19 protein-coding genes and 1 pseudogene are annotated in these 19832 nt (G+C 43.9%); 18 read left to right on the top strand and 2 right to left on the bottom strand.

Annotation, left to right across the window (positions count from 1 at the left end):
* Positions 1-23 precede the first annotated feature (23 nt).
* Positions 24-1639: pseudogene (locus MKY73_RS21820) on the top strand (FGGY-family carbohydrate kinase).
* Between the two features lie 293 nt (positions 1640-1932).
* Positions 1933-2574, top strand: coding sequence for a FusB/FusC family EF-G-binding protein (locus MKY73_RS21815; RefSeq protein ID WP_339303428.1), 642 nt, complete (start codon positions 1933-1935; stop codon positions 2572-2574).
* Positions 2575-2676: 102 nt separating this feature from the next.
* On the opposite strand, the gene MKY73_RS21810 is transcribed toward MKY73_RS21815, so the two are convergent.
* A complete protein-coding gene (locus tag MKY73_RS21810) occupies positions 2677-3264 on the bottom strand; it encodes an NAD(P)H oxidoreductase (RefSeq protein ID WP_339303427.1) in 588 nt (195 codons plus the stop codon).
* Between the two features lie 247 nt (positions 3265-3511).
* Between MKY73_RS21810 and MKY73_RS21805 the strand changes: the two genes are divergently transcribed.
* From MKY73_RS21805 to tnpA, 14 genes are all read left to right on the top strand, one after another.
* Positions 3512-3910: a helix-turn-helix domain-containing protein gene (locus MKY73_RS21805; RefSeq protein WP_339303426.1), complete on the top strand. Its 399-nt coding sequence runs from the start codon at positions 3512-3514 to the stop codon at positions 3908-3910.
* Positions 3907-4401: an NUDIX domain-containing protein gene (locus MKY73_RS21800; protein ID WP_339303425.1), complete on the top strand. Its 495-nt coding sequence runs from the start codon at positions 3907-3909 to the stop codon at positions 4399-4401. The genes MKY73_RS21805 and MKY73_RS21800 overlap by 4 nt, the downstream gene beginning before the upstream one ends.
* Before the next feature lie 2 nt (positions 4402-4403).
* On the top strand, positions 4404-4850 hold the full coding sequence (locus MKY73_RS21795; RefSeq protein ID WP_339303424.1) for a hypothetical protein: 447 nt from the start codon (positions 4404-4406) through the stop codon (positions 4848-4850).
* A gap of 59 nt (positions 4851-4909) precedes the next feature.
* Entirely contained in the window at positions 4910-5425 is a 516-nt protein-coding gene (locus tag MKY73_RS21790) for a hypothetical protein (RefSeq protein ID WP_339303423.1), read from the top strand.
* A gap of 28 nt (positions 5426-5453) precedes the next feature.
* On the top strand, positions 5454-6317 hold the full coding sequence (locus MKY73_RS21785) for a DUF4085 family protein (RefSeq protein WP_339303422.1): 864 nt from the start codon (positions 5454-5456) through the stop codon (positions 6315-6317).
* A gap of 30 nt (positions 6318-6347) precedes the next feature.
* Positions 6348-6788 carry an oxidoreductase gene (locus tag MKY73_RS21780; RefSeq protein ID WP_339308683.1) on the top strand — a complete coding sequence of 147 codons (441 nt, stop codon included), beginning with the start codon at positions 6348-6350 and terminating at the stop codon, positions 6786-6788.
* A 12-nt stretch (positions 6789-6800) separates the two neighbouring features.
* A complete protein-coding gene (locus tag MKY73_RS21775) occupies positions 6801-7088 on the top strand; it encodes a hypothetical protein (protein WP_339303421.1) in 288 nt (95 codons plus the stop codon).
* A gap of 22 nt (positions 7089-7110) precedes the next feature.
* Positions 7111-7326 (top strand): hypothetical protein, encoded by a 216-nt coding sequence (locus MKY73_RS21770; RefSeq protein ID WP_339303420.1) that lies wholly within the window; start codon positions 7111-7113, stop codon positions 7324-7326.
* 60 nt (positions 7327-7386) lie between these two features.
* Positions 7387-7935 carry an HAD-IIIA family hydrolase gene (locus tag MKY73_RS21765; protein WP_339303419.1) on the top strand — a complete coding sequence of 183 codons (549 nt, stop codon included), beginning with the start codon at positions 7387-7389 and terminating at the stop codon, positions 7933-7935.
* Between the two features lie 21 nt (positions 7936-7956).
* Positions 7957-8430, top strand: coding sequence for an NUDIX domain-containing protein (locus MKY73_RS21760; protein ID WP_339303418.1), 474 nt, complete (start codon positions 7957-7959; stop codon positions 8428-8430).
* 23 nt (positions 8431-8453) lie between these two features.
* Positions 8454-9317: a phosphotransferase gene (locus MKY73_RS21755; RefSeq protein WP_339303417.1), complete on the top strand. Its 864-nt coding sequence runs from the start codon at positions 8454-8456 to the stop codon at positions 9315-9317.
* A 637-nt stretch (positions 9318-9954) separates the two neighbouring features.
* Positions 9955-12456, top strand: coding sequence for a X2-like carbohydrate binding domain-containing protein (locus MKY73_RS21750; RefSeq protein WP_339303416.1), 2502 nt, complete (start codon positions 9955-9957; stop codon positions 12454-12456).
* 4 nt (positions 12457-12460) lie between these two features.
* Positions 12461-15211 (top strand): InlB B-repeat-containing protein, encoded by a 2751-nt coding sequence (locus MKY73_RS21745; protein WP_339303415.1) that lies wholly within the window; start codon positions 12461-12463, stop codon positions 15209-15211.
* 183 nt (positions 15212-15394) lie between these two features.
* The gene (tnpA, locus tag MKY73_RS21740) at positions 15395-15868 is read left to right on the top strand and encodes an IS200/IS605 family transposase (protein WP_339303414.1); all 474 of its coding nucleotides are present in this window, start codon (positions 15395-15397) and stop codon (positions 15866-15868) included.
* A gap of 597 nt (positions 15869-16465) precedes the next feature.
* On the opposite strand, the gene MKY73_RS21735 is transcribed toward tnpA, so the two are convergent.
* Entirely contained in the window at positions 16466-17449 is a 984-nt protein-coding gene (locus MKY73_RS21735; protein ID WP_339303413.1) for a cation diffusion facilitator family transporter, read from the bottom strand.
* 290 nt (positions 17450-17739) lie between these two features.
* On the opposite strand from MKY73_RS21735, the gene MKY73_RS21730 reads away from it, so the two are divergent.
* Positions 17740-18417 (top strand): response regulator transcription factor, encoded by a 678-nt coding sequence (locus MKY73_RS21730; RefSeq protein ID WP_289391667.1) that lies wholly within the window; start codon positions 17740-17742, stop codon positions 18415-18417.
* Positions 18414-19790, top strand: a complete 1377-nt coding sequence (locus MKY73_RS21725) for a HAMP domain-containing sensor histidine kinase (protein ID WP_339303412.1) — start codon at positions 18414-18416, stop codon at positions 19788-19790. The genes MKY73_RS21730 and MKY73_RS21725 overlap by 4 nt, the downstream gene beginning before the upstream one ends.
* Positions 19791-19832 lie beyond the last annotated feature (42 nt).

Genomic DNA, 19832 nt, shown 5'->3' with positions numbered 1-19832 from the left:
ATTCAGAGAGGATGAATACGATCATGGATCAAAGCTTGAAACAAGCAATACTCAGGGGAGAAACTTCGCTGGGCATTGAATTTGGATCCACACGAATCAAAGCTGTACTCATGGATTACCATTTCAACACCATCTGTTCCAGCAGTTATGCGTGGGAAAATCAATTGATTGATGGTTACTGGACTTACCATATGAATGATATGATTCACGGGTTGCAACAAACCTATCGTCAATTAAAGCAAGAGATCGAAAAAAAATATGGTGTAACGATACAAAAAATCGGTTCAATTGGATGTTCTGCCATGATGCAGGGTTACATTGCACTTAATCAAGCAGGAGAGTTATTGGTTCCGTTCCGTACATGGCGCAATGCCACAACGGGTAAGGCTGCATCGGAGCTAACCGAGAAATTCCAGTTTAAAATTCCAGAGCGCTGGAGCATCGCACATTTGTATCAAGCGATTTTGAATGGAGAAGAGCATGTCACTAACATCAATTATATTACGACACTATCGGGATACATACATCGGCTGTTGACTGGCAGTAAAGCCATTGGCATAGGGGATGCCTCAGGCATGTTCCCCATTGATGAATCCACACGGGGATATCATGAAGTTATGTTGAAGAAGTTTGACGATATCATTGCCGATCGAGGCTACGCGTGGCATCTTATAGATATTTTACCTAAAGTGTACACTGCCGGTGAACATGCCGGATATCTTAGTGAAGCTGGTGCACGACTGTTAGATCCATCAGGTAACTTGGAATCCAATATTCCACTGTGCCCTCCGGAAGGCGATGCTGGAACAGGCATGGTCGCTACGAATAGTGTTCAAAAACGTACGGGCAACATTTCCGTAGGTACATCGATTTTTGCCATGATTGTATTAGAGAAAAACGTATCTGCGGTGTACCCTGAGATCGACATTGTGACTACACCTGATGGCAATCCTGTGGCTATGGTTCTTGCGAATAACTGCTCCAGCGATTTAATGCCTGGGTTAACATGTTCCGTGAATTCTATGAGGCAATGGGGCTGAAACCCGATATGAACCAGTTATTCAGTGTGTTGTTCAATGAAGCGCTGAAAGCTGACGCGGATGGCGGCGGCTTACTGAGCTACGGCTACTACTCAGGCGAGAACATTACAGGAATTGCGAAAGGTCGTCCGTTGTTCGTGCGTTCTCCAGAGAGTCGCTTCAATCTGGCAAACTTTATGAGAGTCCATCTGTTTGCTGCGTTTGCTGCACTAAGGCTTGGGCTGGATATTCTTACACAGAAGGAGCACGTCACGATTGAGCACATATGGGCGCATGGCGGATTGTTCAAAACCCCACTAGTCGCGCAAAAAATATGCGCTTCCGCACTGAACATTCCCGTTTCGGTCATGTCTACCGCGGGCGAAGGCGGCGCATGGGGAATGGCTATTTTGGCTTCCTACATGGTGAATAAGCAACAGAACGAGGGTTTGGCGGAGTACCTTACCACTAAAGTGTTTGAAGATGCAGAAGGACAAGAGGTTTTCCCAGATCGTGTGGACGTGGATGGATTTGCCTTGTTCATGGAACGTTACACGGAAGGACTGGCCATTGAGCAGTCAGCAGTAGATCATTTCGTGGAAAATTGGAAGAAAGCCTAAGATGTAATCCTATTTCTTGAAAAGAGAAAACTGGAACGAAGTCCGTTGCCTACGCTATGCTACCCTGTTATAATTCCGATATATCTATCGTATTGGGGGTTATGACGTGGCAATAGGGATGATGCCGGATTGCTCGTTCGCTAGAAAGCCTTACGCAAAGCCTGAATAGGGGCGGACTTTGTGTAGGGCGCGACATATGAGATCGTGTGCCCTGGAATCAACATCAACATGGTTCAATCCGCAGGCTTTGCACCTTACTTTATTTTCTTAATAAATATAAGGGGCTGAAAGCCATGCAAACACCATTTATTCACAATCATCAATTCAATTATATTCATAAACAAGCTGATTTCCTGCTCAAAACGTTACGCTCGGTCGTTGATCCCAAAGTATTGGAGACCGTCCGTTATACGGTGGGCACGAATGCCGTAGGCATCTTCAATGAACTGACGCCGGAACAAAAGCAATTGCTGGAGCAGTTATCCACGTCTGAGACGACGCATGAGTTGCAGACGTATCTAAACCAGCTGGAAGCATATCTGATTCCGTTTCCACAAGTATCCGCGAAGCAGATTCAGAAGCTGTACCCGAAGGCGAAGAAGCTCAAAATGCCTGATCTCGAATCCATCGATTACGCACGTACAACCTACCTGAGATGGACCGACATTGCAACCAATCGCTTGTTCATCGTGTACCCGTACGAGGGCAAATTCCTCGGTATTGAGGGACGGCTTACAGCCACGAACAAGAAAGGGTACTGCATGTTCTGTCATCGTCATCAGGAGCTCGGATTTTTCAACGTGAAGACGAAGAGCCATACGCCGGACAACATTTCTTCCGTGGCCCAGTACGTATGCATGGATAACACAGCTTGCAACCATAGCATCACCGATACCACTATGCTGGAGAAGTTTCTTCTCTCGACCGTAAAATAATTACATTTAAACAAACAGGGTCGCTCTTCGGAGCGACCTTTTTGCCGCGTTCAAGCGGAGTTGCGGCGTCAGGCGTCATATCGATGTAGCGCTATAATACCTTTATAGTGTCGAAGGATCGTTGGCAAAATTCAGTCCCAGGTTATGCGCCTGATTCAGTAATGCCTCATAATGCTCAGGCTTGGATTCCAACGTTTCATATAGAAACTCGACCCTTGATTGGGACACGCCGCAATAATCGGCAATACCTACATTGAGCAGATTGGCAATTGACTCACCATAGTTGCGCTTGTGCATCTGTTCTTCCGTCACACCTGAAAGAGAGAGCCACAATATCTGCTGATGAGGAAGTTTGTTCGCGCCGTAGGCAAACCCGTTGTTCATGACACGATCCACATAACCTTTCAACATGGCTGGCAGATGCCACCACCAGAGAGGAAACACAAAAGCCACAGCATCGTGCTTCTTCAATCGCTCCATCTCCGTCTCAACCTCAGGTGAGAATACCTGATTCTCTTGGGTATAGTCTGGTTCGTCCATCTCACGAAGAATCGGGTCGAATCCAATCCCATGCAAATCCAATATCTCATAACCGTGACCAGCCTCGGTAAGCCCTTTTGCAAAACGTTCAGCTACCTGGAAGGTCAAGGAATCTTTACGTGGGTGGGATACTACAACGAGTACGTTCATCTTAACGTTCACTACCTTTCTGGATTACGGTCTTGTAGCCATGAATCAACGGCTGATGCTATTATAAACAGGTATGAAAACATCTGGAAGTACGCACTTTGATGTTCTATAAGAAGAATAAAGTGCCATAGGAACATTGAAGTACCCTACATGGATGCCTCGAAATGGAGTTTAAATAATGGAAAAAGAGCAGCAAGAAGATGATGATTTCACCTTGGATACAGCCTGATTATGGAGGGGGACAAAAATGACGGAACATGGAGAAACAAGTACTCCAAAGAAATATAGAGTAGGCGTGGAAGCGGCTTTGGAAGTGATGGGTGGGAAGTGGAAGCCTTTGATTATTTATCACTTGATGACTGGACGGAAACGCACGTCAGAGCTTCGACGATTGATACCGGACATTACGCAGAAGATGCTGACAACACAGCTCAGAGGTCTGGAAAAAGACGAGATTGTGCAGCGCAAGGTATATTCGGAGGTTCCTCCCAAAGTGGAGTATGAGTTAACGGACTACGGCTGGGGACTCAAACCTGCCCTGGATCATTTGTGTTATTGGGGAGAAGATCATCTGGACAAAATCCACGGGGATAAGTTTAAAGTGTTGGAGGACTTCGATTCTGAAGAGAAGGGGGCGAGAAATTGAATGGTGCAGAGTACGTGAAACAGGCAGTCCCCATCCGTTGTGAAGGGATGGCTGTAGTTCTGTTGAAGAAAAGCCTCGATCAATACCGTGTACTGATGCTGAAACGGGCTGGTCGTATGCTGCATAATGAATGGTGTTATGTTGGCGGCGGGATAGAGCAGGGCGAGAAGGCATGGGAAGCTGCACTCAGAGAAGTTCACGAGGAAACAGGCTTTACGAAAGTCCGGTTGTATTCTGCCAATCAATTCGAACAATATTATTCACCGATGGGGGAGTATATCTATACCGCTCCCGTATTCGTAGGGTATGTGGATGAAGGGCAGCCTGTCCTGTTAAATCATGAACATACCGAGTACCAATGGATGACGTTTGACGAAGCCAAGGAAAATGCGGCATTGCCCGGCATTGATGATATTTTGGATTTTGTTGAAAAGCATTTTGCCAAGAAAGCTCCTTCCGAGTGGCTTCGGATACATGGAGAGAATGATTAGGAGTGGAACTCATTACATATAAGACGATTTATCCAAGAGCATGGTTGAGTCTGCTATGTATGTTGGTCATGGAAGCAATACTCCTCAGGGATGGTATTTACGATGAAAATGGGATTCTGAAGTACCTCCTGCTAGTTATATCGACCTATATTCTCGGTTATATCGTTTTCCTGATCTGGCGTTTATTTTTCACGAAACCCCGTATTACGCTGGCAAGCGATCATGTGATTTCTACAAGAAATCAGAGATATGATGCATCTCAGATTGAATGTATTTATATGAATTACAGGCGGATTGGCATCAAACTCTACGGTAAACGTTTAGTGCCGATCGATCTATGTTTTTATTTTCAACGAGGCCAGGAGTCCGCAGGTGTAGAAGCTGTGCACGAATGGGCGGCGCGAAACGACAAAGAAATAAAATACAGATTTTTTCAAACCTTGGCGTAGACCCGTACGTCTGTTGAGTATAAGGAATTGTTAAAGGCTAAAGATTTGGAGGCGAAGTGATGCAAACCATAGAGCAATTTCTAACGAGTGATTGGTATAAACAGGTAACAGCTGAAATCATTCAGCTTAAACCTCAGGTCCAATTTGTCGAGCATGCCAGTTTTGAAGCATCGTTGCTGATGGATTCATTTAAAGAACGTAAATATGTACTGGAGGGTTTCAGCGTCTCTGCTCCAACCGAGGAAGAGTGTATACAGTGGATCATGGAGCAGATGGACGGAGACAAGGATCATATCATTTCCTATGTTCTGGCTCGTTTAACATTCAGTGAACAATTGGAAGATGATCCAGATGGAGAATTTCCAGAAGGCGAGCAGCTTGAGGCAGGCGATCGATCTGAAGTGGTCGAGGTATTAGGTTTTACAAGATCTGTTATCGCTAACACCATCATTGAATATGATATGGTCAAAAATCATCCTAAACAATTAACTGCTTTTTTTAAACGCACACATATTCCAGGTGCAGCTAAATTCTCGTCACAAATTAAAAAGCTTTACGCTCCAATCGCAAAGTAAATTTTAAAAATCAGCAGGAGAGATGCATATGAGATTTTTAACGAAAGAATGGTATGAGCTGTGTCAGCAGACACATCTTCATTTTGGTATAAGAGTACATAGTGGAGCGTGTGAGTTCGATGAGAATCTATTTTTAAGGCTATATAAACGAAAGGAAAAAGCGCATGTGGAGCAGGAGCGAGAGTTATATAACTTGGACCCGCGTTTCATGCTGGAGCATGATGGTCAGGTCATGACTCGTGTAGAGAAAGCTTTTAGCGGGGAAGAGATAACGGAAGAGGATCAGATGGTATTTCGCATGCCGCCGGAACAAAGAGCGCATATCGAGAAACTTATTGCAGAATATGATGTACGCCCTCCGTTTGATGAGAAGAAATGCAAGGAAGAGTACAAAGAATCAATGGAATGGAATTTTCGATATAAGGCGGAGAATTTGCCACAGGAAATCGTTGAGCAAATTGCAGATATCCGTGTGTTTACGTTGGGTTATTGTACGAAAGGAGTTATGTTACAGCTAAAGAAACAGAGTGCAGAAAATTGGAGAGAGATGGAGCGTGTATCCGATGAATACAGGGAAGTAATGATTGCACAGGATATCCCCGATGAAATACATAGCCGAGTTCAATTTCATGATTGTACGGTAACCGAATTACTGACGGGAGAGGAAGTGCTCATTCGTTTTGACACCCGCGGGGGCTTCACCAATATAAACAAACTTACGCTGGTTGCACCCGAAATCATCAAGCAAGACGGTGGGATTGTAGGCACTTACTGGCTGTATCAGGAGCTGTACCGGATCGATAACGGATATGAGCTTCATGTTCTATTTGATGGAGAGAATATGCCTGAGCTGATTGTTCGTTGTGCTGACATTCTTGTAGAGGAAGAATGAGGGAGCGATAGAGAGGAGGATGGAGGGAATATAGTGAAAATAAGCACCATAGAAACCAAATTAGCTTCAAGATACGACGAGTTTGATCCTGAACAGGATGGGAATAAAAATACGAGATTTGCTGACATCATAATTGATGGCACATCGCTCTATCAAAGATTGAAAAAACATGATCTGATCCCTTGTCTGGGATGGGGTAGCGATGAATATCAAAGACTTCTTATTGATTATTTTTTACTTAAGAAACCACATGAATCCATGTATGATAGATATCCGATTTTAGTATGTCCCTGGTGTGGGGATGAAGAATGTGGGTTTATCTCTGTGAAGATTGATAGAGAAGATGATGTGGTGATCTGGAGAGATTTCATATTGAGTGACAAGAAACTACAGGTAGGGCCGTTTTATTTTGATTGGGAAAATTATAAAAAAGCCATCGAAAGTACGTTTGGTACGGCAGGAATTCAGTAAGGAAAAAGGAGGATGGAGAGAATAGAGATAGAATGGACCACCAGCACCTTTGGTTATTTATCTACTCCCGTATTTATCGTGGGCGTTGCGTGTTACTTCTTTCCCGATTTTCTATACAAAATATTTGTTCTGATGAGATATCGAGAAATTAAACCGAATTGGGAGTTCGAAGATAACCCACCTCATGGTGATATCCCTAAACATATTGAAATAATATTAAAAGTACTAGGCACCATTATGGTGATCCTGGGGTTTATATGGTTTTGGTTTTCAGAAGAGTTTTACAACTTATTATTTTGACATCAAGGAGTTGAGCAACAATATGGAGTTATTCTGGGCTGTAATTGTACCACTTATAAGTATTATTGTAGTTCTTATCTCTGCGGCAATCATTCGTTATGCCATAGATTCATCCAAAACATCCCAAAAGCTGGATCTACTCATCAAAGAAGTACGCTATCTTAAAACTGAAATCAAAAAACAGCAACACCATAAGCAGCAAGATGATAGCAAGCATATTTTTGACGAGAAAGTATAGGGAACTAATTTTAGATCGATGCGAGAGATACAATAATATGTCCTCGGAAAGGAACAGACCATGATGAAAGCAAATGGGAATGTACAAGCTGTTTTTATAGACAGAGATGGAACCATCGGTGGTACAGGACATTTTATTCATCCGAGAGATTTCAGCTTATACCCCAAAGCTCAAGAAGCCATTATGTGTTTGAAGCGAGAAGGAATTATGGTACTGGCGTTTACGAATCAATATCGAATCTCACGTGGAGAAGCAAGTGTTCAGGATTTTGAAGCGCAATTTCGCGAGTATGGATTCGATCACTCCTATATATGTCCACATGAGCAAGAATGCAGTTGCCGAAAGCCGAAACCCGGAATGTTACTGCAAGCTTCCGAGGAACACGGTCTGGATTTATCCCAATGCATCGTTATTGGAGATGTGGGAGATACAGACATGCTTGCTGCCCATGCCGTAGGAGCGACCAAGATCATGGTGAGAACAGGCTGGGGAGAGTCTTCATTAACGAAATTCAGAGACAAATGGACGGAGACCGAACCTGATTATATCGCAGCAGATATTTGGGACGCCGTACAATGGATCATTCATGGAAGGGAATTGAGAAAATAAAAAAACAGGAGGTAACTGTGTATGGGCATGTCAGACTATTACAGAAACCTGAGGGACAAGATCGGCAACGAGCTTATTTTTATGCCGGGTGTAGCCGGGATTATCCGAAATGAACAAAGGGAAATCCTGTTCGGTCGTAAACATAACGAATCAACCTGGGGTTTAATTGCCGGAGCAATCGAGCTTGGTGAGACACCGGCGCAAGCGATGGCTAGAGAGGCACTGGAAGAGACGGGTCTAGTTGTTGAACCGGAGAAGATTATCGGAGTATACGGAGGTGAAGCAAGACGGTTTATATACAGTAACGGTCATCAGGTCGAATATTTGACTATCGTATTTGAATGCAGGATCCAATCTGGGCAACTCACGCCCGATAATGAAGAGATGAAGGATTTGCAGTTTTTCCCCGAGAATCAGCTTCCACCCATGGCAAACCAGTATCCTGATTATATTTTTAGTTCCAAGCAAGAAGAACGAGCCCATTTTGAAAGATAATTCAGCGTGTTGAGGAGAAGCGTATGTTAATCAATCCAACGATAGATGAGATCAATGACCTATTCAAGATGCATCATATCAATGAAGAAATATCTGAAATTCAACGTTTGTCAGGTACCACAGCTGGACGTATTTATCGGTTAAGTACGACTCTGAATAAGCATTATATTCTGAAATCAGATGAACCCGAACAGATTCGCATCGCCCAGCAATTTTTGGACACATATAAGAATTCTTCGTTATTGCCTGAAGTTTTGCTGACTGATCCAGAGAATACTTATTTTATTTATACGTATATGGAAGGCACGACCCATTTCAACCGTGGACTGAAGAAAGAATGGTTAACTCGTCTGGTGAAAGAGTTATTCAATACATATGTGCGTTCTACAGATACGAAATCATGGGGCAGAATGGAGCTCCCGCAGAGGACATGGAAAGAATTCAATCAGATTAGTATTCAGGAAGCAAAGATGAATATCGGAAGTATTTTAACGACAGATGATTATCATCTGGTTCAATCCAAAGTGGATCGTCTCTTTCATGAGGAAGAGGAGAAGTTTCTTTTACATGGCGATACGGGAGTCCATAATTTTGTATATGATCAAAATAAACTCATCGGTGTTATTGACCCTTCTCCAATGGTTGGACCTATCCTCTATGATTTCTTGTATGCTTTTAGCTCCTCGCCGGATGATATCAACATCGAAACCTTATTTGCTACGTTCGAACTGTTAGAACATGTAGATATGGATAAATCCAGATTGATCGAGGAAGTTCTGGTCCATCTGTATTGCCGAATTGGGCTGAGTAACAAGCATCATCCGGCTGATCTGCCTGAGTATTTGAAGTTATGGCAGGAATGGAAACGACTATGTCAGGAAATTTGAACCAGTAAAGTTTCTACAGCTATGCAGCAGTGGCAGCTGGAATACTTCTTGGAAGTACGTTTTACTGAACCAGTAAACTGGGATCATGCCTGTGCACTCTATGGCATCCAACGATCGAAGAAATGGAAACATTAGCCAGCATCTCCAAGTTCTATTCCTCAAACTTCAGCTTTCACCGATCTTCTCGGCAAATCTCCTGTAATCGTTATTTCCCAGTTGCTGAAGCGTGTGTTATGTCCTCCCTTTGTTAAAAATAGTGGACGTCAGTTAATTTATTTTTTTGAAATTTGTGCTTGCCTTCATGTGAACATTTAGGGTTAGTTGGCTACTAAAGGAATCTGAATAGAAGATGGGAATTATACGTCTGATCCTTAGAAAAATTTAAAGATTGATTAAGCGCCATGATTATGAATTGCATGGCGTTTTTTGATGTTCTTGGCTGGAGAAAGAACAACACATGTTCAGAATCGGTTCAGAATCGTTTGTTATACTCTACGTGAAGTTAAAAATTGAAATGTATATGAGGAGGAACATGGTTTGAAAGGGAACTTAACTAAAAAGATCCCAGATTGCGATGCTGGGGCAAGATTTTTTACAATCCAATATTGAGAAGAATATAGGCATAGGGGGTAAGAAGATGGCATCTTTCAAACGGGGACTAGTAATTGTACTGGTATTCCTGATAACGGTAGCTTTCATAACGCAAAATTCTGCGCAAGCTGTTTCTGGAGAATGGGAACAGGCGAGCCCATTTCCAACAGCTAATTCGATTAGTGATGTAGCTTATGGCAACAACCAATTTGTCGCTGTGGGACGAAATCAAGTAATTATTACTTCTACTGACAGTAAGAATTGGATAGTCTCGGACCATCCACAGGCAGTGAATTCCAACCTGGCAAGTATCACCTACGGTAATGGTAGATTTGTCGCAGTTGGATCAAGTGGTTTAATAGTAACCCTAGTAGATGGCGAAACTCAGTGGAAAGTCCAGAGACAAAATATTACCTCTTACGCTATAACTAGCGTTGTATTTGCCAACGGGAAATTTGTAGCAGTAGGGGCTCTTGGAAATGTTATGACATCCACAGACGGGATAACCTGGACAGGGCAGCCAGTAACAAGTACATATCATATGGGTGTTACTTACGGCAAAAATAAATTCGTTGGTGTGGGACAAAGAGGATCTGTGATTCAATCTTCTGACGGAACTACTTGGAGCACGTCAACAGTCAACAATACCTATATGTTTAATGGAGTAACTTATGGTAATAACAAATTTGTAGCTGTTGGTCAAGGTGGATTGATTGTTACATCCAGTGATGGAAATAGTTGGACTACTGCAATAAGTAATAGTTCTGTCACATTCAATACAGTAACTTATGACAACGTTAATAACTTATATGTGGCAGTAGGTGGAGGCGGAACTATTGTGACCTCTGTTAACGGAACGAACTGGACGGTTCAAACTACAGGCACTATAAAAGATCTTAATGGTGTTTTTGTTAAGGATGGTCTCATTTTTGCTGTTGGTTACAGTGGTGTGATATTAACCTCTAACGATGGAATCCTATGGACAGATCAGTTGAGGGGAACGGCTGCAGGTCTTGAAAGTCTGACTTATGGCAATGGCATGTTTGTTGCAGCTGGTTATGAAATGATAGGATCAACGAGTATGATAGGCGTAATTTACACATCTGAAGATGGACAAAACTGGGTGAACCGAAAAAAGGCAGTTTTCCCGTATAAACGAGATTATATTAGTAGTGTTAACTATGGTAACGGCAAATTCATAGCCGTAGGGTATAAAGAACTTTCCGGACTCTCAAATACTGGACTTATTATGACCTCATCTAACGGTGTATCTTGGACAGAACAATTATTAGATGAAGGAACACTCTTGGATAGCGTATATGGTGACCAACAATATGTGACTGTAGGGGCTTTTGGCAAAATAATGACTTCACCGGATGGTGAAACTTGGACGAGCCGAACAAGTGGAGTGTCAGTTCCGCTTACTGACATTAGTTATGGAAATGGTTTATATGTTGCGGTAGGCGGGAGTACAGTTGTGACATCACCTGATGGAGTCACTTGGAAGGAACAACCGAATGACTCATCAAGGTATATCTATGATATCGCATACGGTAACGATATGTTTGTTGCCGTTGGACCAAGTGGAAAAATCATCACTTCTACCAATGGGGAAAATTGGAGTACTGTAACGAGTACAGTAAATACTGTGCTTCAAGGTATTCATTATGACGTAAATGGATTTAAAGTTACTGGGAACTCTGGAGTCATACTTACTTCACCAGATGGTATCACTTGGACTAAGCAAATGAGCGGTACAAAAGTTGACCTGCGTGGCAGCGTCTCAAGCGGAAGCGAGGATGTAGTGGTAGGTTTGGATGGACTTATTTTGAGAAGACCAGTTATGAACAGCACGATCAATCCTACAACTGGTTCTTTTGATAAAAACAGTTCTTCTGCGGATTACAAGGATCTCGAAACAGAAGTCCTTTTAAATGGAAATGTATTAACTGGAATTGAGAATGGGGCTGAGAAGCTTGTACTGGACACCGATTATGAGGTTGTTACCGGGACTGTGACGATCAGTAAAGAGTATCTGGCTAAACAAGCAGAAGGGACAATAGACCTGAAATTCATCTTTAGTACAGGGACTATACAGAAGATGGTAGTTACAATTAGTGACACTACCCCGAAGATCTTAATGGTTAGCTACTTACCAGGAGAGCATGGGACAATCGACGGCACGAACGAGCAGGTAGGGATCGGGGAACATCCAGTAAACGTGCCGACAGTTACGCCTGCTAAGGGATACCATTTTGCAGGATGGAGCAGCGATGATGGGGTCACTAAGCTTAGTAGTCATGAACTAGCTGCTTCTATAGTGATAACGGATGTAACGTATACTGCACAGTATACAGCGTTTGTTAAGGGAGATGCAGATGGCGACGGTAAAGTGACTGCAGCTGATGCACTTTTGTTAACTAAATACATGAAAGGCAAGATTACACTTACGCCTGAGCAATTGCACGCGCTTGATATGAATGGTGATGGAAAATGGGACGATGAAGATGTCAAAGCGATTCTTGCCATCGCCGTAGGAAAGGGTTGATATTATGGCTTGGAAAAAATGGGTCTCAATAATGATGGCAGTCGTTGTATTTTTAACTTTTGGAACAATAGGTTATGCCGATTCTAGTTCAGATGTAGCTTCAAACTCAATTAAGGTAAGCAGCGAACAAGGATATCCCGGAGATTTCGTTGATATTTCGGTACATTTGACACCGGAGGATCTGATCAATCACTATGACATTTCAATTGGGTTTGATACCGCTACATTGGCATTGGTACCTGGAAATGAAGTAACGGATGAATTGGGAGTCATTTCAGTTGAAGGAGGTTTTGAATCGGATTTTTCTAGTAATGGGATGATTAATATCAAGGCTAATCCAGTATTCATTACCGAAGCAGATACAAAGGCATTCACCCTTCATTTCAAAATTCTGGACTCTGCAGAGCCTGGAGATTGGAATTTGAATGTGATAAAACATGATCTTTACGAGGGTAATGAGCTCGCTTCCACCTCAGTTGAGACTGGGAAGGTAACGGTAAAAACAACAAGTGCGATTAAGCATACTGTGACATTCGACTCACAGGGAGGCAGTGTTGTAGAGAGTGTGACCAACGTGGACAGCGGTAAGACGATCAGTGCTCCGCCAGCGCCGACGAAGGCGGGTTATACGTTCGCAGGCTGGTACAAGGATGTGTCCGTTGCGGATACTTGGAACTTTGAAGAAGACGCGGTAACATCCGATATGATGTTGTATGCACAATGGACGCGGCACGCGGTGCAGATTCAGATTGGCTCGGTGAGCGGAACTCCTGGCTCTACGGTGGACGTACCAGTGACAGTGACCGAATCAACTTATGGAATAGCAGGCTATAGCTTGCAGCTCGATTATGACACAGAAGGTTTGGAAGTAACGGGGGTTAAGGGGAACTCTGGAGATTTCTTCGACTCCAATTACGACAACGCCACAGGCTGGCTTAAAACAGTATGGGTTGATAATGATGGGGGAGATACACCGATCCTGGCAGGAGAAAGATTGTTCACCATTAGTTTCAAGGTGAAGAACGAGGCAGTGTTAGGGGAAAAATCACTTACAGTGCAGACAGAAGATTCCGATCTATTCTCCATTATGGAGTCATCAGGGCTAGAGTTGAACAAAATGCTGATCCCTGGAAAAGTAATGGTAATCGATGGACCAGTGCAACATACTGTTACTTTTAACTCGCAGGGAGGTAGCTTGGTTTCCAGTATTTCCAATGTGAACAGTGGCACGATAATCAGTGCTCCGACAGCACCGAAGAGATCTGGTTACACATTTGTAGGCTGGTACAAAGAAGCAGAGGGCACCAATGTCTGGAACTTTGCAGCGAATGCGGTCACGTCGGATATGACTTTGTATGCAAAGTGGACAAGCAATGGTTCGAACAACTCAAACAATTCGAATAACTCAAACAATTCGAATAACTCAAACAATTTGAATAACGCAAATAACACTGGCAGTCCATCTGTTCCAAGCACGTCGTCCGACAATAAACCTGTCGGTTTCCAAGTTATTGTTGACGGTATTATCAAAGACCAAATTGCTACAGGATCGACGACTAAAGAGAACGGAAAATCGGTGCTAACGGCTACAATCGATTCATTCAAGCTGGATGATCAACTCAAGCAGGCGGCCGAGAAATCCACTGTGGTCATTCCTGTGACTGCCAAGATGGACAAAATATTAGTGGTTTTGACCGGTGAAGCAGTGAAAAGTATGGAAAATAAGCAATCGATTTTGGAGATACAAACGACAAACGGTACCTACAAGCTGCCTGCTGGGCAAATTGCCATTGATAATATTTCGTCCAAGCTGGGCGAACGTGTTAAACTCTCCGACATTGTCGTTCATGTGGAGATTGCCAAGAGCGATGAGAATACAGCTGTTCTCGCCGCGACCTCTTCTGCTCAAGGAGGCTTTGAGGTTGCGGCCCCGCCGGTCACTTTTAATGTAACAGCTTCCTATAATGGTAAAACGGTAGCTGTTGAGCAGTTTAGCAGCTATGTGGAACGTGAAATTCCGCTTCCTGCCGATATCGATGTGAGCAAGGTAACAACGGCAGTCGTGCTGGATTCAAATGGAAGTGTACGCCACGTACCAACCTATTTCACGATTCGCGAAGGGAAGAGTTATGCGACCGTGAACAGTCTCACCAACAGCGACTACTTCCTGATCTGGAATCCAAAGACCTTTGCGGATGTGGAAAGTCACTGGTCGAAACAGGCCGTTACTGATATGGCGTCCCGATTGATTATCAAAGGTAAAGATGAGAATCATTATGAACCCAATGCAGCCATTACCAGAGCAGAACTTACAGCCATTGTTGTTCGTGCATTGGGCTTGTCTGACAACGGCAGCGAGAGTGCATTCACCGATGTCATGCCTAATGATTGGTATGCGGGTGCTGTTGCCAAGGCTATGGAACATGGCTTGATCGAAGGTTATGAGAACAGGACTTTTGCTCCTAACCGAAACATTACTCGCCAGGAAGCCTTAGTGATCATAAACCGGGCGATGAAACTGGCGGGGGTAGAAGCTAATGGAACCAATCTAGAGTCTTTGCTCTCTCCATTCACAGACCAAGCAACAGTTTCATACTGGGCGAAGCAGGCCATGGCTGCAGCTGTGAAGAGCAGACTTGTGGAAGGATCAAACAAAAGCTTGATGCCTACGAAAGATCTTACCCGAGGTGAAACTGCTGCGATAGTACAAAGGCTTTTGCTAGAGAGCAGTTTAATTGACAACCAGAATGACTGATGCATATTTACTGATATAAAAACTAGGCTCTATGTTTTTAATAGAGCCTAGTTTTTTTGTTATGGCTTTAGCCAGTTGAGTGCGTGAAACGCGCGAAACAAAAAACCACCCGCTATGCGGGTGGAGGGACCTGAGGTTTGACCACCCAGACCATTCCGATAAAATTGAAAGGAATGTTCTTAGATGGCAATCAAGAGCTACAGCCTAGCTCACACAAAGTGGATGTGCAAATACCACATTGTATTCACCCCGAAGTATAGACGGAAAGAAATCTATAATCAAGTCAGAAAAGACTTAATCGAAATTTTCAAACGTCTATGTAAGTACAAGGGAGTAGAAATTATAGAAGGTCATATGATGCCCGATCATGTTCACATGTTGGTAGCGATTCCACCGAAAATAGCTGTCTCAACATTAATGGGATATCTAAAGGGAAAAAGTTCGCTCATGATCTTCGAGAAGCATGCCCAGCTCAAGTATAAATACGGCAATCGAAAGTTTTGGGCAGAAGGGTACTATGTGAGTACAGTGGGTCTAAATGAAGCAACGGTAAGAAAGTATATTCGTGAGCAAGAAGCACATGATCAGGCGGTAGACAAGCTGATTGTAAAAGAATATGAAGATCCATTCAGCAGTAATCGGAGCAAAAAAAAGTAAAACCAGTTTAACTGGTAAGTGAAAGAGACAAATAACACTGAGCCTGAACAGCCCTGCTGTCAGGCTAGCGTCTTTAGGCGCAGTTTGGCAACAGGGGGTTATACCCCAAGAGCAAACCACCCGTTGGACGGGTGGTCCTGATTGTTAATCGATGATGGGGAGGGAACGTAGAAAAGATCAACTGGGAGGCTATACTCTACCTGTCTACTATTGTTACATCGCAGCAGGATTACTAATTAATGCAGTAATTTTTATTCGGCATAAGAAGAGGATATTTTTTGTTGAAAACGAAGTAAGTATAGACGAAAAAAGTACTAAGCTGGGAAACTATCTGGAATCGTCCGAGATTAAAGAGGACGATGAACAACCAGGTGAATTAAAAGAGAAAAATATCATATCAGAGTATGAATTCGATCAAAAGAAAGAGAAGTTACTCTCCATATACAAGTAGTTCATAGCCCGCAGCGATGAGGTAAAGGCTATTCCATTTTCTACTCATACCAAAAAGCTGAACTTAGGCAAATAAAAACAGGGCGTTCCCTTACCGGGGAATCTGCCCTGTTTTCATTTAGAAACAACTAATATTTATTACCCATCTCAATGGTGATGATGTGCATGTGCATCGGGTGCGTCGCCCTTGACGGTACATAGTACCGAGGTGTCATGCAGATGTTTCTCGGACTCCACTTGAAGTGTTACATGTTTGATCTCTTTATGCTCCAGCATATGTTCAATCTTCTGAACCAGGATCTCGGATGCATAGACATCGATCGTTCCATCTACGACGATATGAGCAGTCAGTGCGTTCAGGTTACTGGTAATGGACCAGACATGCACATCGTGTACGCCTTTGACGCCATCGACTTGTTTAATGGTCTGCACCAGGTCATTCACATCTACATTGGCCGGCGTGCCTTCCATCAAGATATGCAGAGATGATTTGGTGACATAGAACCCACTACGCAATACCAGTGCCGCGACAATGACACTCGCCAGTGGATCGGCCCAACCCCAGCCAAAGAACATCATTAGCAGTGCCGCCGCAATGGCCCCAACCGATCCCAACATGTCGCTGATGACATGCAGATAAGCACCGCGCATGTTCAGGTTATTCTCCGTATCGCTACCACGCATCATGATCCAGGCCACCAGAATATTGACGAGCAATCCAATGACGCTGATGATTAACATGCCTACGGTTGCAACTTCTGGCGGGTTAATGAATCGACCAATGGCTTCGTAGAAAATGTAGAGCGCAATGGCGATTAACGTAATTCCGTTTAACGTGGCAGCCAGAATTTCAAATCTTCTGTATCCGTACGTTTTGCCGGTATTCACGGCTTTTTCACCAAACGTGAACGCCAGCAAAGCGATCCCGAGTGCAATGGAGTCGGACAACATATGGCCTGCATCCGAAATAAGTGCGAGACTGTTGGTAATAAATCCACCAAAGGCTTCAACGATCATATAGACGGTAATAATAATGAAGGAAAACAACAATACTTTTTTGTTATTGGTGGTGTGAGCGTGGTTGTGTCCATGATCGTGCCCCTGGTTATGACTGTGTTGATGTCCAGACATATGAAATCCTCTCCTTTGGAGCGAGGCTCCGTTATGTAATATGAATTCTAGTGTGACTATAAATGATCCTTAACAAGGATTAACCACCTACAAATGAATATATGAGCGTTTATTCATATGTTATGGTTTTATTATAGTTGCGCCTCATAGTAGTGTCAACCAGATTTAAGGAAATGTAAACATACCAAGGTATCTCCATGCACGTGCTGGCGAATGGGATTGCTTTTGTGCTACCATCTGTGCAGGATCATAGTGAGATGTTCTCGCTACATAGAAGGGCGGACAACGATATGAAACATCTGCTGCTGGCAGACGATGATGCGAATATTAGAGCACTCCTCAGGCATGTCATGACCAAGGAAGGCTATCGGGTTCATGAAGCGCAGGATGGACTGGAAGCGGTGAAACTGATGCAAGAAACGCCGATCGATCTGGCGATCCTCGATGTCATGATGCCTGGCATGGACGGACTGGAATTATGTGATTACATTCGGCAGCATTACGACATTCCAATTATGTTGCTGACGGCACGAGATCAGCTATCTGACAAGAGAGACGGTTATTTGAAAGGAACAGATGAGTATGTGACTAAGCCGTTTGAACCCGAAGAACTGGTTTACCGGGTAAAGGCATTATTTCGCCGCTACCATCGCACGTCCAGTGATATCATCCGTATGAACCGGATCGTGATCGACCGTAACAATGTGGAGGTTACGGATGGGCAATCCATTCTCTTTTTACCAATGAAGGAATTTGAATTACTCTCACAGCTTGCCCAGTTTCCGGGACGTTTGTTCTCTCGTGATGAACTCATTCGACTTGTCTGGGGAGCAGATTACGAAGGAGATGACCGTACTGTTGATGTACATATTAAGCGACTCCGTGATCGGTTTGCTGATTATACGGATGATTTCGTGATCCAAACGGTGCGGGGCATTGGTTACAAAATGGAGGTGAAAGCACCTTGAGGACCTTGTATGTCCGAGTATTCCTCATAACGGTTGCGGTGATTGTGGTCAGCGGCATGCTTGGTTTCCTTTTGTCGAATATCTATTATCATGCGAAGCTCAAGGACTTCAATGATGAGAAGTTGGTGGGCATTGCAACGCAAATGAAGCAATTTGTGGAGCAGCAACCCGGGACGATGCAGCAGTATTTGAACAATGCTGCCGATCTTGGATACGAAATCTATGTGACGGATGGGAAAGGCAACGACCAATTCTACGGCCGCGAATTCCGTGAGAAGGACCTGGACAAGCTAGCTGTAAATTTGGTGCTGAATGGTGAGGTATACCATGGTGTCGCGCAGTTTCCAAGCAAACCTTTCATTACCGGCTTCTTCGATAATCAATTAAGCAACACCGTGGGTGTTCATTTACAGTTGGGCAATACCAATTACGCCCTCTTTATGCGTCCGGATGTAATCCTGCAGTTCGGTGAGCTGCGTATCTTTTTTGCACTGATTGGTGCATTTACCATAGGCATTAGTATTCTGATCTTTCTGATCAGTACCCGTTATCTGGTCAATCCGATTGAACGTCTGTCCGAGGCGACCAAGCGGATTGCACAAGGAAAGTATAATCTGAAATTGCCTACCTCAAGGCGTGACGAGATTGGACAATTGGCTCAGCATTTCATGACCATGAGTCGTGAATTGGAGAGAGTGGATCAGGCGCGGCAGCAGTTTGTATCCAACGTATCCCATGAGATTCAATCGCCGCTGACCTCCATTCAGGGGTTTGCCCAATTGGTGGCAGATCGGGATCTGCCTGAACAGGAACGGGAGCACTATGCATCGATCATTGAGGAGGAGAGCCGTCATCTCTCCTTGCTCAGTAAACAACTGCTTCTCCTGTCCTCTCTTGAACAAGGCAACGAAGATCTGTCCAAAGTGGAGTTCTCTCTGCGGGATCAATTCCGGCAAGCGGTTCAGGTGCTGCAATGGCAATTGGAAGAAAAAGAACTGCTGCTTCGGATTTCGGTGCCCGAATCCATTCAGCTGATTGGTAATGAAGTGCTGCTCATGCAAGTCTGGATGAATCTTCTCGGTAATGCGGTGAATCATCTTCCACAAGGAAGAAGCATCGAGATTCATGCCAAGCAGATGGATAACCAGTGTGTGATTCAGATTCGGGATACAGGGGACGGCATTGCTGCGGAGCATCTGCCTTTCCTGTTCGATCGATTCTACCGGGTGGACCGTGCGCGGGAACGTTCTTCCGGACGAACCGGGCTTGGACTTGCCATTGTGCAGAAAATTATTCGAATTCATGACGGTACAATTGAGGTTGCCAGTTCGCCAGCGGGTACGGTCTTTACCGTGACACTTCCGCAGATGTAATCTGTTATTCATTTTCCGTTCATTTTCGCCTCCTATACTTGG

Origin of the sequence: Paenibacillus sp. FSL R5-0519, from assembly GCF_037974275.1 — a bacterium.
GTDB lineage: Bacteria > Bacillota > Bacilli > Paenibacillales > Paenibacillaceae > Paenibacillus.
Note: the sequence above shows the minus strand (reverse complement) of the source record. Positions and strands in the feature narration are given on the sequence as shown.